General features: G+C 44.1%; 10 protein-coding genes. 8 read left to right on the top strand and 2 right to left on the bottom strand.

Annotation, left to right across the window (positions count from 1 at the left end; genetic code table 11):
• Nucleotides 1-5 precede the first annotated feature (5 nt).
• The 7 genes from infB to ACU696_RS00785 all read left to right on the top strand — a co-directional run bounded on the left by infB (nt 6) and on the right by ACU696_RS00785 (nt 10,220).
• Entirely contained in the window at nt 6-2,744 is a 2,739-nt protein-coding gene (gene infB, locus ACU696_RS00815) for a translation initiation factor IF-2 (RefSeq protein WP_109912120.1), read from the top strand.
• Between the two features lie 85 nt (nt 2,745-2,829).
• Nucleotides 2,830-3,240 carry a 30S ribosome-binding factor RbfA gene (gene rbfA / locus ACU696_RS00810; RefSeq protein ID WP_004905894.1) on the top strand — a complete coding sequence of 137 codons (411 nt, stop codon included), beginning with the start codon at nt 2,830-2,832 and terminating at the stop codon, nt 3,238-3,240.
• Nucleotides 3,240-4,193 (top strand): tRNA pseudouridine(55) synthase TruB, encoded by a 954-nt coding sequence (gene truB, locus ACU696_RS00805; RefSeq protein ID WP_109912119.1) that lies wholly within the window; start codon nt 3,240-3,242, stop codon nt 4,191-4,193. The genes rbfA and truB overlap by 1 nt, the downstream gene beginning before the upstream one ends.
• Nucleotides 4,194-4,305: 112 nt before the next feature.
• Entirely contained in the window at nt 4,306-4,575 is a 270-nt protein-coding gene (rpsO, locus tag ACU696_RS00800; protein ID WP_004905890.1) for a 30S ribosomal protein S15, read from the top strand.
• A gap of 402 nt (nt 4,576-4,977) precedes the next feature.
• The gene (gene pnp, locus ACU696_RS00795) at nt 4,978-7,101 is read left to right on the top strand and encodes a polyribonucleotide nucleotidyltransferase (protein WP_004907477.1); all 2,124 of its coding nucleotides are present in this window, start codon (nt 4,978-4,980) and stop codon (nt 7,099-7,101) included.
• Nucleotides 7,102-7,194: 93 nt separating this feature from the next.
• On the top strand, nt 7,195-8,112 hold the full coding sequence (gene nlpI / locus ACU696_RS00790) for a lipoprotein NlpI (RefSeq protein WP_004907480.1): 918 nt from the start codon (nt 7,195-7,197) through the stop codon (nt 8,110-8,112).
• A gap of 170 nt (nt 8,113-8,282) precedes the next feature.
• A complete protein-coding gene (locus ACU696_RS00785) occupies nt 8,283-10,220 on the top strand; it encodes a DEAD/DEAH family ATP-dependent RNA helicase (protein WP_004907484.1) in 1,938 nt (645 codons plus the stop codon).
• A gap of 248 nt (nt 10,221-10,468) precedes the next feature.
• Here the strand turns inward: ACU696_RS00785 and btsR are convergent, their stop codons facing one another.
• Both btsR and ACU696_RS00775 read right to left on the bottom strand, forming a co-directional pair.
• The gene (gene btsR / locus ACU696_RS00780; RefSeq protein ID WP_110731590.1) at nt 10,469-11,185 is read right to left on the bottom strand and encodes a two-component system response regulator BtsR; all 717 of its coding nucleotides are present in this window, start codon (nt 11,183-11,185) and stop codon (nt 10,469-10,471) included.
• Between the two features lie 19 nt (nt 11,186-11,204).
• Nucleotides 11,205-12,890 (bottom strand): sensor histidine kinase, encoded by a 1,686-nt coding sequence (locus ACU696_RS00775; RefSeq protein ID WP_004907485.1) that lies wholly within the window; start codon nt 12,888-12,890, stop codon nt 11,205-11,207.
• A 543-nt stretch (nt 12,891-13,433) separates the two neighbouring features.
• On the opposite strand from ACU696_RS00775, the gene ACU696_RS00770 reads away from it, so the two are divergent.
• Nucleotides 13,434-14,405: an HlyD family secretion protein gene (locus ACU696_RS00770; RefSeq protein ID WP_004907488.1), complete on the top strand. Its 972-nt coding sequence runs from the start codon at nt 13,434-13,436 to the stop codon at nt 14,403-14,405.
• Nucleotides 14,406-14,414 lie beyond the last annotated feature (9 nt).

Genomic DNA, 14,414 nt, shown 5'->3' with positions numbered 1-14,414 from the left:
ACGGCATGACAGAAACTGTAAAAACATTGGCAACGGAAATTCAAACCACAGTTGATCGCCTGGTACAGCAATTTGCTGAAGCAGGGATCAAAAAAGGTGAGAATGACTCTGTTAGCCAGTCAGAAAAAGAAGCTTTACTGAGCCATTTAAACCGTGAACAAGGCGGAGTAGCGGGTCAGCCAAGCAAATTGACACTACAGCGCAAAACTCGTAGTACGCTGAGTGTCCCCGTCACCGGTGGCAAAAGCAAATCGGTAAATGTCGAAGTCCGCAAAAAACGCACTTATGTGAACCGTGATGCTGAAGAAGCAAAAGCGGAAGAGCAGGCGCAGCGTGAAGCGGAAGAGCAGGCACAGCGCGAAGCTGAAGAACTGGCACAACGTCAAGCAGAAGCAAAACGATTAGCAGAAGAAACAGCTAAACGTGAAGCGGAAGAAAAGGCAAAACGTGAAGCCCAAGAGAAAGCAAAACGTGAAGCAGCAGATAAAGCTACGCGCGAAGCAGCGGAAAGAGAAAAAGTGAAACCAAGCGAAAATCAACAAAAAGCAGGCAAAGCTGTAGAAAGTAATGCCGACAAACAACGCCGTGAAGCTGAAGCTGCGGAGCTAAAACGTAAAGCTGAAGAAGAAACTCAGCGCAAAGTTGAAGCAGAAGCACGTCGCGTGGCTGAAGAAGCACGCAAAATGGCTGAAGAAAACGGTGAAAAGTGGACTGCAGACACGAAAACTGAAGAAGATAGCGATTATCACACAACAACTTCGACGCACGCTCGTGCAGCCGAAGATGAAAGTGATGAGAAAGAAGAAGGCCGTCGTTCACGTAATCGTACTGCAAAAGCACCTCGCCAAAAGAAAGGTAATAAACTTTCTGAAAAAGCAGATCGCGAAGAAGAACGTGCCGCTGGCCGTTCAGGTCGCAGCAAAGGTAAGCAACGTAAAGGTAGTTCTTTACAACAAAGCTTTACTAAGCCAGCCGTTGCGGTTAACCGTGATGTGGTAATTGGTGAAACGATCACCGTTGGTGAACTTGCTAATAAAATGGCAGTAAAAGGTTCTCAAGTCATCAAAACTATGATGAAGATGGGCGCCATGGCGACTATCAACCAAGTGATTGACCAAGAAACTGCACAGTTAGTCGCAGAGGAAATGGGCCACAAAGTTATTCTGCGTCGTGAAAACGAATTAGAAGAAGCGGTAATGAATGACCGTGACACGGGTTCTGCACTTCAAGAGCCACGTGCGCCAGTTGTGACCATTATGGGTCACGTTGACCATGGTAAAACCTCTCTACTTGACTACATTCGTTCAACGAAAGTAGCATCAGGTGAAGCGGGTGGTATTACTCAGCACATTGGTGCTTACCACGTACAAACTGACAAGGGTATGATCACCTTCTTAGATACCCCAGGTCACGCCGCGTTTACTTCAATGCGTGCTCGTGGTGCTCAGGCAACGGATATCGTTGTTCTGGTTGTTGCCGCAGACGATGGTGTTATGCCACAAACAATTGAAGCTATTCAGCATGCGAAAGCGGCAGGTGTGCCAATTGTTGTCGCGGTAAATAAAATTGATAAACCAGAAGCAGACCCAGATCGCGTTAGAAATGAGCTGTCTCAGTACGGTGTTATTTCTGAAGATTGGGGTGGTGATACTCAGTTCATCAGCGTTTCTGCGAAGAAAGGTACCGGTATTGATGAGCTGCTCGATGCTATCTTGCTGCAAGCTGAAGTCTTAGAACTGAAAGCGGTATATGCAGGTATGGCAAGCGGTGTCGTTGTTGAATCGTACTTAGACAAAGGTCGTGGCCCAGTTGCAACAATCCTGGTTCAAGAAGGTACATTGAACAAAGGCGATATCGTCCTGTGTGGTTTCGAATATGGCCGTATTCGTGCAATGCGTAACGAATTAGGTAAAGAAGTTCAATCTGCAGGTCCTTCTATGCCTGTTGAGATTTTAGGTTTATCTAACGTGCCTTCGGCGGGTGATGAAGCCACCGTTGTACGTGACGAGAAAAAAGCACGTGAAGTTGCCCTGTACCGTCAAGGTAAATTCCGTGATGTTAAATTAGCTCGCCAGCAGAAATCTAAACTGGAAAACATGTTTGCTAACATGGAAGAAGGTAAAGTATCTGAGCTGAACATCGTTCTGAAAACCGACGTTCAAGGTACTTGTGAAGCGATTACTGACTCTCTAATGAAGCTGTCGACTGATGAAGTTAAAATTAAGATCATCGGTTCTGGTGTCGGTGGTATCACTGAAACTGACGCAACATTAGCTGCGGCATCGAATGCTATTATCTTAGGCTTCAACGTACGTGCAGATGCTTCTGCTCGTCGTGTGATTGAAAGTGAAAGTGTTGACTTACGCTACTACTCTGTTATCTATAGCTTAATTGATGAAATCAAACAAGCTATGAGCGGTATGTTAGCGCCTGAGTACAAACAGCAAATTATTGGTCTGGCAGAAGTTCGTGATGTGTTTAAATCACCGAAATTCGGTGCTGTTGCTGGTTGTATGGTCACTGAAGGCACCATCAAACGTAATAACCCAATCCGTGTATTACGTGATAACGTCGTTATCTATGAAGGTGAATTAGAATCACTGCGTCGCTTTAAAGATGACGTCAATGAAGTTCGTAACGGTATGGAATGTGGTATCGGCGTTAAGAACTACAACGACGTTCGCGTTGGCGATATGATCGAAGTCTTCGAAATCATTGAAGTTAAGCGTTCTATCGACGGTTAATTTTGTGGGAGCCCACGAAGTATCGTGATTACAAAATAGTGTTATAAGGGGGCGATAGCCCCCTTTATTGTCAGGAGATATAACGATGGCAAAAGAATTCAGTCGTGCTCAGCGCGTTGCGCAAGAGATGCAAAAAGAAATTGCGATCATCTTACAACGTGAGATCAAAGACCCACGTATTGGTATGGCTACTGTTTCAGGTGTCGAGTTATCTCGCGATCTTGCATACGGTAAAGTCTTTGTGACCTTCTTCAATATCGCTAATGATAAAAGTGAAGAAGAAATGGTTGCAGACGGCATTAAAGCATTAAATGAAGCATCAGGCTTTATACGTTCATTAATTGGAAAAGCAATGCGTTTGCGTATTATTCCTGAGTTAACATTTGAGTATGACAACTCTCTTGTTGATGGTATGCGGATGTCTAATTTAGTGTCAAATGTGATCCGCGATGATGAAAAACGTCGTGCGGATGTTAGTGATAAAGAGGAAAAATAATGGGGCGTCGTCGTAGCGGCCGTAATATTGACGGTGTAGTGCTGCTGGATAAACCCACGGATATTTCTTCAAATGATGCGCTGCAAAAAGTGCGGCGCTTTTTTAATGCCAATAAAGCTGGGCATACGGGGGCACTTGACCCTCTCGCAACAGGTATGTTGCCTGTTTGCCTCGGCGAAGCGACGAAATTTTCCCAGTTTTTACTCGATTCAGATAAACGTTATCGCGTCATTGCTCGTCTTGGACAACGTACTGACACGTCAGATTCACACGGCGAAATTATCAGTGAGCGTAACGTAGAGTTTACACAGCAGCAATTGGATGACGCTTTAGCGTTTTTCCGCGGTGATACATTACAAGTTCCTTCAATGTATTCTGCGCTGAAACATCAAGGTCGTCCATTGTATGAATATGCGCGTAAAGGAATTACGGTTGAGCGTGAAGCTCGTCCAATTACAGTGTATGAATTGCAGTTTATTCGTTTAGAAAACAATGAATTAGAGCTGGAGATACACTGTTCTAAAGGAACCTATATTCGTACCATTATTGATGACCTAGGTGAGATGTTAGGCTGTGGTGCGCATGTGATTTACTTGCGTCGAGTGCAAGTGGCTAATTATCCTTATGAGCGAATGGTAACATTAGAGCAATTAGCCGCTTTACGAGCAAAAGTAGATGCAGGTGAAGGGTCTTTTGAGTCCTTGCTTGATACTTTATTATTGCCAATGGATACCGCAGTCGTTCATTTCCCAGCTGTAAATATTACAGAGGAAACAGCGGCTTACTTTAAACAGGGGCAACCTGTAAGAGCTGCGGTTGAAGGCCTTGAAGAAGACGGTATGGTTCGAGTCACTTGTGGTACAGCGCAGCGGTTTATCGGCATTGCTCTGGTGAGTGAGGATGGACGTATCGCACCGAAGCGTTTGGTTGTGGAAAATGAACAGCCCGCGTAGTAGCGCTTATTGCTTTGCTGCCTTAAGCAGCGTAGAATAGCGGCGCTTAATCTTGAGATGCTAAATTAGAGATTGGCTCTCATCACTTACATTAATCATTTTGGAGTTTATTATGTCTCTAAGTAATGAAGCGAAAGCTAAAATCGTTGCTGAGTTCGGCCGCGGTGAAAATGACACTGGTTCAAGCGAAGTTCAAATCGCTCTGCTGACTGCACAAATCAACCACCTGCAAAGCCACTTTGCAGAGCACAAAAAAGATCACCACAGCCGTCGTGGTCTGCTGCGTATGGTTGCTCAGCGTCGTCGCTTACAAGCTTACTTGAAAGGTAAAGATATCGCGCGTTACACTGCTCTTATCGAGCGTTTAGGTCTGCGTCGCTAATCTTACTCTAGATAATTTGAGTTGCAGCTAGGCGACAAATGAGTGAGTTGCTAGGTGTATACATCAGTATGTGGCTAGTACAAGTGAATGTAGTCAGCAACGTTGCAACTTGAAGTATGACGAGTAGAGTCAGTTTCAGAGAAAAGGGGCCAGAGGCCCCTTTTCTTCTAAAAGTTATTTTGAAAGTTGAAGTAATACTCGAATTATACTTAACTTAAATGCTAAGCTATAAGTCGTAGTAAGCTGTTTTATTAATGCCTCTTCGCTGCATCCGATTCGCGCGGCTAATGAGAGAGCTGATCACTGGAATATCAGTATTCTCATTAGTCGCGAGGCTGTAGTAGGAAGAGTAAGCCAATGCTCCCTGAGAATCTCAGGTAGCCTTACAAAAAGGGTAATATAGTGTTAAATCCTATTGTTCGTAAATTCCAATACGGTCAACATACTGTCTCGATTGAAACAGGTATGATTGCACGCCAAGCATCTGCTGCTGTTATGGTTAACATGGATGACACTGCAGTATTTGTGACTGCAGTTGCACAGAAAAAAGTGAAAGAAGGTCAAGACTTCTTCCCTTTAACTGTTAACTATCAAGAACGTACATATGCAGCGGGCCGTATCCCAGGAAGCTTCTTCCGTCGTGAAGGTCGTCCTGGTGAAGGTGAAACGTTAATCGCTCGTCTGATTGACCGTCCTCTACGCCCTCTGTTCCCAGAAGGTTTTTATAACGAAATTCAAATCATTGCGACTGTTGTGTCTGTTAACCCACAAGTTAATCCAGATATTGTTGCGATGATCGGTGCGTCTGCAGTATTAGCACTGTCAGGTGTTCCATTTAATGGCCCAATCGGTGCGGCACGTGTTGGTTTTATCAATGACCAATATGTTCTGAACCCTACAGCAGACGAGCTGAAAAACAGCCGTTTGGACTTAGTGGTTGCAGGTACTGATAACGCGGTATTAATGGTTGAATCTGAAGCTGATTTATTAAGCGAAGAGCAAATGTTAGGTGCGGTGGTATTTGGCCACGACCAACAACAAGTTGTTATTCAGAATATCAATGAATTAGTGAAAGAAGCGGGTAAAGAGAAATGGGATTGGCAGCCAGAGCCAGTTAACCAAGCTCTGCATGACCGTGTTGCACAATTAGCTGAAAGCCGTATGGGCGACGCTTACCGCATCACTGAGAAACAAGAGCGCTACGCGCAGGTTGACTTAATCAAAGAAGAAGTCACTGCAGTATTAGTTGCTGAAGACGAAAACGTTGATGTTTCTGAAGTTGCTGACATTTTAGCAAGCTTAGAAAAACAAGTTGTTCGTAGCCGTGTTATCCGTGGTGAGCCACGCATCGATGGCCGCGAAAAAGATATGGTTCGCGCTCTGGACGTTCGTACAGGAGTTCTGCCACGTACTCACGGTTCTGCACTGTTTACTCGTGGTGAAACTCAAGCACTGGTAACGGCAACGTTAGGTACAGAACGTGATGCGCAGGTTATCGACCAATTAATGGGCGAATATACTGACCGTTTCTTATTCCATTACAATTTCCCTCCATACTCTGTTGGTGAAACTGGTATGGTGGGTTCACCAAAACGTCGTGAAATCGGCCATGGCCGTTTAGCGAAACGTGGTGTGTTAGCAGTAATGCCAGACCACGCTGATTTCCCATACACTATCCGTGTTGTATCTGAAATCACTGAATCTAATGGTTCATCATCAATGGCATCTGTTTGTGGTGCATCATTAGCACTGATGGATGCTGGTGTGCCAATTAAAGCCGCTGTTGCAGGTATTGCAATGGGTCTGGTGAAAGAAGGTAACGATTTCGTTGTTCTGTCTGACATCTTAGGTGACGAAGACCACTTAGGTGACATGGACTTTAAAGTAGCTGGTAGCCGTGAAGGTATCAGTGCACTGCAAATGGACATCAAAATCGAAGGTATCACACGTGAAATCATGCAAGTTGCTCTGAACCAAGCAAAAGGTGCACGTCTGCACATTCTTGGTACAATGGAACAAGCAATTAATGGTCCACGTGAAGAGATCTCTGAATTTGCACCACGCATTTACACGATCAAAATTAACTCAGACAAAATCAAAGATGTCATCGGTAAAGGTGGTTCAGTGATCCGTGCATTAACGGAAGAAACTGGCACAACGATTGAAATCGAAGATGATGGTACTGTTAAGATTGCCGCAACTGATGGCCTGAAAGCGAAAGAAGCCATTCGTCGTATCGAAGACATTACTGCAGAAGTTGAAGTGGGCCGCATTTACCCAGGTAAAGTAACCCGTATCGTCGACTTTGGTGCATTCGTTGCGATTGGTGGGGGTAAAGAAGGTCTGGTTCATATTTCTCAAATCGCGGACAAGCGTGTTGAGAAAGTGACAGATTACCTGCAAATGGGTCAAGAAGTTCCTGTTAAGGTATTGGAAATTGACCGTCAAGGTCGTATCCGTCTTAGCATGAAAGAAGCGGTAGCAACTGAAGAATCAACTGCACAGCCGCAGGACTCAGCAGAGTAAGCTGACCTAACAGCGCTCTATTAAGTTAGGGCGCTATCAGCCTAAATTTGCTGAAACCATAATTTGTAAAGCGTGGTAATGTAAGGGCGGAGTATGTCGAACAGTATCTGTCTTCGGGTGAGAGATTATCGCACGTTACCGCGTGTGCTCTTGGCGCTTATCTTTTTTGTTATTATTGGATGTAGTAGCAAAGATTGGCGAAAGAACGAGGTATTTGCCGTTCCACTTCAACCTTCATTGCAACAAGAAGTGATACTGGCTCGTATGGAACAAATTCTTGCGAGCCGGTCTTTAACCGATGATGAATACGCACAGCTTTTATATGAGCGCGGTGTGTTGTATGATAGTCTCGGTTTAAGGGCACTGGCGCGTAATGATTTTTCAACTGCGTTAGCCATTCGTCCTGATATTCCTGAAGTTTTTAATTTTTTAGGAATATATTTTACGCAGGCAGGCAATTATGATGCTGCCTATGAAGCGTTTGATTCTGTTTTAGAGCTTGATCCAACTTACAATTTCGCGCGAATGAATCGTGGCATCGCATTATATTACGGTGAACGATACAAACTAGCGCAGGATGATCTGCTGGCGTATTATCAGATAGATCCAAATGATCCTTTTCGTACTCTGTGGCTTTATCTCGTAGAGAAAGACATAGACCCGCGTATGGCGCAAGATAATCTTGCCGCCCGCTACAACCAAGCGGAGAAAGGGCAATGGGGCTGGAATATCGTAGAATTCTATCTTGGCAATATCGATGAAAATACATTGATGGCGCGTTTGAAAGAAACGTCTACGGATAACACTTCGCTCGCTGAGCATCTCAGTGAAACTAACTTCTATTTAGGTAAGCATTACCTAAGTCTGGGGGATAAGGATAGCGCAGTTGCGTTATTCAAACTGACGGTAGCTAACAACGCTCACAGCTTTGTTGAACACCGCTATGCATTGTTGGAATTGGCGCTGTTAGGCCAAGAACAAGACGACCTTTTAGAATCGGGCCAGCAATAGCTGACGAACATTTCACGATATTTTTTTAAGTCATCATCCCTCGGGATGACGGCCTATTTGTTCGTTTAATAAACACAATTTGAGCCAGTTCACATTTTAAATGAAAATGACCGAAATGATTTTCGCATGGTTATGTAAACTGGCTGCCATTATGTATGAGGCACCTTTACATGACTACTGAGACCGATATTTCTTTTGCTGAGTTAGGTTTATCAGCATCTATTTTGACAGCACTAAACGACCTGGGATATGAAAAACCATCACCAATCCAACAACAATGTATTCCATTGTTAATGGATGGTAATGATGTATTAGGTATGGCACAAACAGGTAGCGGTAAAACTGCTGCATTTAGTTTGCCATTACTGCATAACATCGACCCAGATTTAAAAGCTCCGCAAATTTTAGTCCTTGCACCAACTCGTGAGTTGGCTGTTCAGGTAGCGGAAGCAATGAGCGATTTCTCTAAACATATGAATCGCGTTAACGTTGTTGCCCTGTATGGTGGCCAACGTTATGACGTACAATTACGTGCGCTGCGCCAAGGACCGCAAATTGTTGTGGGTACACCAGGCCGCCTTCTGGATCACTTAAAACGTGGAACGTTAGACCTCTCTAAATTAAAAGGCTTAGTTTTAGACGAAGCTGATGAAATGCTGCGTATGGGCTTCATTGAAGATGTTGAAAACATCATGAGCCAAATTCCAGCTGAGCACCAAACTGCGCTGTTCTCTGCAACAATGCCTGAACCAATTCGTCGTATTACACGTCGTTTTATGAAAGACCCGAAAGAGATTCGCATTCAGGCTAGCATTACCACTCGTCCAGATATTGCTCAAAGCTATTGGACTGTGTACGGCATGCGTAAAAATGAAGCGTTAGTACGTTTCTTAGAAGCAGAAGACTTTGATGCTGCGATTATTTTCGTACGCACCAAAAATGCAACATTAGAAGTGGCTGAAGCATTAGAACGCAATGGCTACAACAGCGCCGCATTGAATGGTGACATGAACCAAGCACTGCGTGAGCAAACGTTAGAGCGCTTAAAAGATGGTCGTCTAGATATCTTGATCGCTACTGACGTTGCAGCGCGTGGTCTGGATGTTGAGCGTATTAGCTTAGTTGTTAACTACGACATCCCAATGGATGCGGAGTCTTACGTTCACCGTATTGGTCGTACAGGTCGTGCGGGTCGTGCGGGCCGTGCGTTACTGTTTGTTGAGAACCGTGAACGTCGTCTGCTACGTAACGTTGAACGTACGATGAAACTGACTATTCCTGAAGTTGAGTTACCAGATGCAGATCTGCTTAGCCAACGTCGTCAGGCGAAATTTGCTGAGAAAATTCAACAGCAATTAGAAAGCAGCGATTTAGACCAATACCGTTCACTGTTAGCGAAAATGTCCCCATCAGAAGATGTTGATATGGAAACCTTAGCGGCAGCCTTGCTGAAAATGGCACAAGGTGAACGTGCGCTGATCTTGCCACCAGATGCACCGCGTCGCCCACGTCGTGAATTCAACGACCGTGATGATCGTCGTGGTGATCGTCGTGACCGTAATAGCAATGGTAATGGTTTTGACCGTGCAGAACGCGGTGAGCGTGGCGGTCGTCGTGAGCGTCGTGATGTGGGTGATATGGAGATGTACCGTATTGAAGTTGGCCGTGATGATGGTGTGGAAGTTCGTCACATTGTTGGTGCGATTGCTAACGAAGCGGATATCAGCAGCCGTTATATCGGTAATATCAAATTGTACGGAACGCACTCGACAATTGAATTGCCAAAAGGTATGCCAACGGACGTGTTAACTCATTTAAGTCGCGCACGCATTTTGAATAAACCAACTCAAATGCAGCTGATCGGTGATGCACAACCGTTCGAACGTCGTGGCGGTGGTGAGCGTCGTGGTGGTGGTCGTCGTGATGGCGGTAGCGAAGGTGGCTTCGGTGCAGGTCGTCGTAATGACCGTGGCGGTGAGCGCGGTGGTGAACGTCGTGGCGGCGGTGAGCGTCGTGGCGGTGGTAACCGTGACCGTGGTAACTCTGCTCCACGCCAAGATGGCACTAATGCGGCACCTCGTCGTCGTAGCAGCAGCCATAACGCATAATGACTTGGTTTTATAGGGATTAATTCCCTACTAAAACACAAAACCCGCATTTCATTGAAGTGCGGGTTTTTTTATTTAAGTTTGTTTAGCCCTTCTTTCAATCAACCTTCTTCTAGCTTCACTAACTGTCATTATACGATTATTATCCACGTTATTTTTAGCGGCCATAATCAGTTTTAATAAAGCATCTGATTGTTGTGTTTTCAAATTGTTATACATATTAGAGAACAATTTTTCATATTATGATTTTAAGCTAACCCCAATGCCTCTTTTAGTGGTTTTAGATAACGACGGCTAACAGGAATGCGCTCACCTGAGCTCAGTACTAACTCCGCTTGCCCACTGTCACCAAATAAAATTTCGTTTAATTGGGTCATATTGACTAAATATTGGCGATGGCAGCGCACTAAAGGTGTTCGAGTTTCTAAGGTTCGTAAAGTGAGCTCTGTAAAACCTTCCAATCCTTGCGTACTCATTACATACACGCCACTCATTCGCGAGGTGGCATATAGCACTTCATCAAGTTTCATTAAATAAATACGGCTATGGCCAGTGCAAGGGATAAATTTTAGTGGCTCATTGTTACTTAACAGCTCTAGATTTTGTTTTTGCTTGCCTTGGCGTAGGCGGTTTAAGGTCTTTTCTAATCGTTCTGTTTCAAGGGGTTTTAACAAGTAATCAAAAGCATGTTCTTCAAAAGCCTGAATGGCAAATTCATTAAAAGCGGTAAGAAAGACAATATAAGGGCGGTCTTCTGGATCTAGCATGCGTACCATTTCTAAACCCGTTAGGCGTGGCATTTGAATATCCAAAAAGACCACATCAGGCTTTTTTTTATGGATGATGCCAATCGCTTCTATTGCGTTGGCACATTCGCCAATAATTTCAATATCATCGTGTTCTTCGAGCAGGCAACGCACATTTTCCCGTGCAAGAGGTTCGTCATCAACAATCAATACATTCATAGAGGTAATTTAATCATTATTATGTTGTAGCCAAATAAGGCAGGCGAATTTTCATTCGGGTGAATTTTTCTGGCTCGTGTTCTACGCTGATGCCATATTGCTCACCATATTTTAAACGTAAGCGCCTATCGACTAAGCCCATCCCTAAGCCATCAGACTGTTTTGCAGGCTTATACAGCCCTGCGTTATCTTCTATTTCGATATACACATGTTCACTGCCGATATAACTACGTATTGTAATATAACCCGTTTCTAATAACTGTGAGGTGCCATGTTTAATTGCATTTTCAACCAATGGTTGTAGGGTAAATGCAGGCAGTTCAACCTGTTTGACTTCATCAGGGATCTCAATATGAATTTGTAAGCTTTCTTGAAAACGGGCTTTTTCTATCTGTAAATAGGCATTGATATGTTCAATTTCTTCGCCGAGTGTGGCACTTTGCTCGGGCCGTTTTAGGTTATTACGGAAAAACGTCGAAATATACTGCACAAGCTGGCCTGCTTGTTGGCTATCTTTGCGGATCACGGCTTGCAGAGTGTTGAGCACATTGAACAAAAAGTGAGGATTTACTTGAGCGTGAAGCAGCTTAACTTCGGATTGCAACAATGATTGTTTGTTGCGTTCATATTGGCCCGCTAAAATTTGTGCAGAAAACAAGCTGGCAATTCCTTCACCGAGAGTACGGTTTATGGAACTAAACAGGCTATTTTTCGCTTCATACAGTTTAATGGTACCAATCACTTTTTCGTTTTCTCCGCGTAATGGGATCACTAACGCAGAGCCGAGTTTACAGGTGGGGCTTAATGAGCATTTATACGGAGTCTCATTGCCGTCAGCATAGACGACTTCATTATTCTCAATAGCTTGCCTTGATTGGCTTGACGAAATCGGTGTCCCGGGTCGATGGTGGTCAGCGCCAATGCCAATAAACGCGAGTATTTTTTCACGATCTGTAATGGCGACAGCACCAATTTCTAACTCTTGATAAATAATCTTAGCGACCTTCATGCTGTTGTCAGCATTAAAGCCTTTACGCAGAATCCCTTCAGTCGTTAAAGCAATTTTTAGTGCCTGAGCAGAGAACGCGGTAGTGTATTTCTCAACAATCGCACGGCGGTCGAGTAAAATTCGAATAAACATTGCCGCACCAATAGTATTCGCGATCACCATCGGTGCAGCGATATTTTTAACGAGTTCTAGCGCTTCATCGAAAGGTTTCGCCAGCAATAAAATAATTAGCATCTGTATGATTTCAGCGATAAAAGTGACACAACTGGCAATCATAGGATTAAAAATTTTATTAATTTCGCCACGTTTCATAAAGTAACGATGAACTAACCCGCCAATCAATCCTTCAACAATGGTCGAGACCATACAAGCAAAGGCGCTCATCCCTCCTAATGAATAACGATGCAGCCCACCAGTGAAACCGACAGCAAAGCCGACCACAGGGCCGCCTAATAGGCCGCCAAGTACGGCTCCAATAGCGCGAGTATTGGCAATAGAATCATTGATATGCAAACCAAAATAAGTACCGATAATGCAAAATACCGAGAAAATCAGGTAGCACATGACTTTATGCGGTAAGCGGATGGTCACCTTCAGAAGAGGGATAACTAATGGTGTGCGGCTAAGCGCCCAAGCAATAACGAGGTAGACACACATTTGCTGGAGTAGGAGTAATATTAAATCAAATTCGTACATGCTCGTCATAATTCGTGATGTGGGGGTGTTGACTTCGTCATCTCGCCCTAGTCACATACTGATGTATGCTCCTAGGGTCTCGCTTCCTCGTCGCCTACCCACATCGCGAATTATTTAGAGCATGGCTCGTTATGTTTCACGTTGTGGGGGTGTTGGCTGCTCTCGCCTACTCGGGTCACATGCTGATGTATGCTTCCCAAGATAGTCTCGCTTGCCGCCTACCCACATCGCGAATTATTTAGAGCATGGCTCGTCGTGTTCACGTTGTGGGATTCTTATTTGGGGTTGAGTTATTTACTATTGTTATCTATTTTTAGTATTTATTTGGCTAGTCATTATACCGTAAGTCATTGGCTAAGTAATCGGCATTTGAGAAAAGTGCACTCATCATTATTTGACATAAGGTAGAAATCGCTTCAATATTAGTCAATGTCCTACCTTTTCGTGATCTTGCGCACGAATTTATTAACGCTGTATTTAACTTTCTTGTCATACTCTAGGGATGATAGTTTCCCCCGTTATTATTTAAGGTTCACATAAATAATGAAAAAAAGAACAATAGCACTGATTTTGCTGATGCTTATCTTAATCGCAGCAGCGGCACTTTTTCATTCCCATAACCAATATTTATTGTTACAGGGAGAGGTGGATGCACCCGAGGTAATCGTCACCTCGAAGGCAAAAGGACGAGTGATAGAACGCCACGTAGAGCGTGGCGATGATGTCAAACAAGGGCAATTACTGATAACTCTAGAGAGCCCAGAACTGCAAGCGCAATATGAGGCATCGAAATCCGCGAGAGACCAAGCAAAAGCGCAACTAGAACAATCCATGAATGGGACTCGTGTTGAAACCATCCGCGATTTACAAGCCTCATTATCACAAGCCAATTCTCAATATCAAAATGCGTCTCGTGAATATGCTCGTTTGAGTAATTTGAAAGGTAAAGGGTATGTTTCCGCGAATGAGCTTGATAATGCACGTAAAGCCAAAGATGTGGCTTTTTCGCAAGTGCAAAGTGCAAAAGCGCGCTTAGATGAGGGCTTACATGGTGACCGTATAGAGCAACGCCAACAATATGAAGCGGCATTACAACAAGCAGAACATAAACTTGCTGAAATCCAAGTACAAATTGATGACTTGCAAGTAAAAGCCCCTGTAGATGGCGAAGTTGGCCCTATTCCTGCTGAAATAGGTGAACTTTTCAATGCCGGTAGTCCTTTAATTTCATTAATTCGACTTCCTCAAGCTTATTTTGTCTATAACTTGCGTGAAGATATTTTAGTTGATGTGAAAAAAGGCGACAAAGTGCAACTTGATGTGCCTGCCTTGGGGAATAAGTTAATTGAGGCTGAGGTTCGCTATATCGCACCGAAAGGTGACTATGCGACAAAACGAGCGACACGTGCAACCGGTGACTTCGATTTAAAAACATTTGAAATTCGTTTATACCCTGTAGAGCCGATTGAAGGGCTAAGGCCTGGTATGAGTGTATTATGGCACTGGGATAAGTAAAAGGTGTTG

Source organism: Providencia sp. PROV_01 (genome assembly GCF_053098325.1).
The sequence above is the reverse complement of the archived record's forward strand: the minus strand, read 5'-3'. Positions and strand labels throughout refer to the sequence as shown.

Coding starts and splice junctions, on each gene's coding strand:
- rpsO (WP_004905890.1), top strand. CDS start 4,306: ATGTCTCTAAGTAATGAAGCGAAAGCTAAAATCGTTGCTGAGTTCGGC.
- rbfA (WP_004905894.1), top strand. CDS start 2,830: ATGGCAAAAGAATTCAGTCGTGCTCAGCGCGTTGCGCAAGAGATGCAA.
- nlpI (WP_004907480.1), top strand. CDS start 7,195: ATGTCGAACAGTATCTGTCTTCGGGTGAGAGATTATCGCACGTTACCG.
- ACU696_RS00785 (WP_004907484.1), top strand. CDS start 8,283: ATGACTACTGAGACCGATATTTCTTTTGCTGAGTTAGGTTTATCAGCA.
- ACU696_RS00770 (WP_004907488.1), top strand. CDS start 13,434: ATGAAAAAAAGAACAATAGCACTGATTTTGCTGATGCTTATCTTAATC.
- infB (WP_109912120.1), top strand. CDS start 6: ATGACAGAAACTGTAAAAACATTGGCAACGGAAATTCAAACCACAGTT.
- truB (WP_109912119.1), top strand. CDS start 3,240: ATGGGGCGTCGTCGTAGCGGCCGTAATATTGACGGTGTAGTGCTGCTG.
- btsR (WP_110731590.1), bottom strand. CDS start 11,185: ATGAATGTATTGATTGTTGATGACGAACCTCTTGCACGGGAAAATGTG.
- ACU696_RS00775 (WP_004907485.1), bottom strand. CDS start 12,890: ATGTACGAATTTGATTTAATATTACTCCTACTCCAGCAAATGTGTGTC.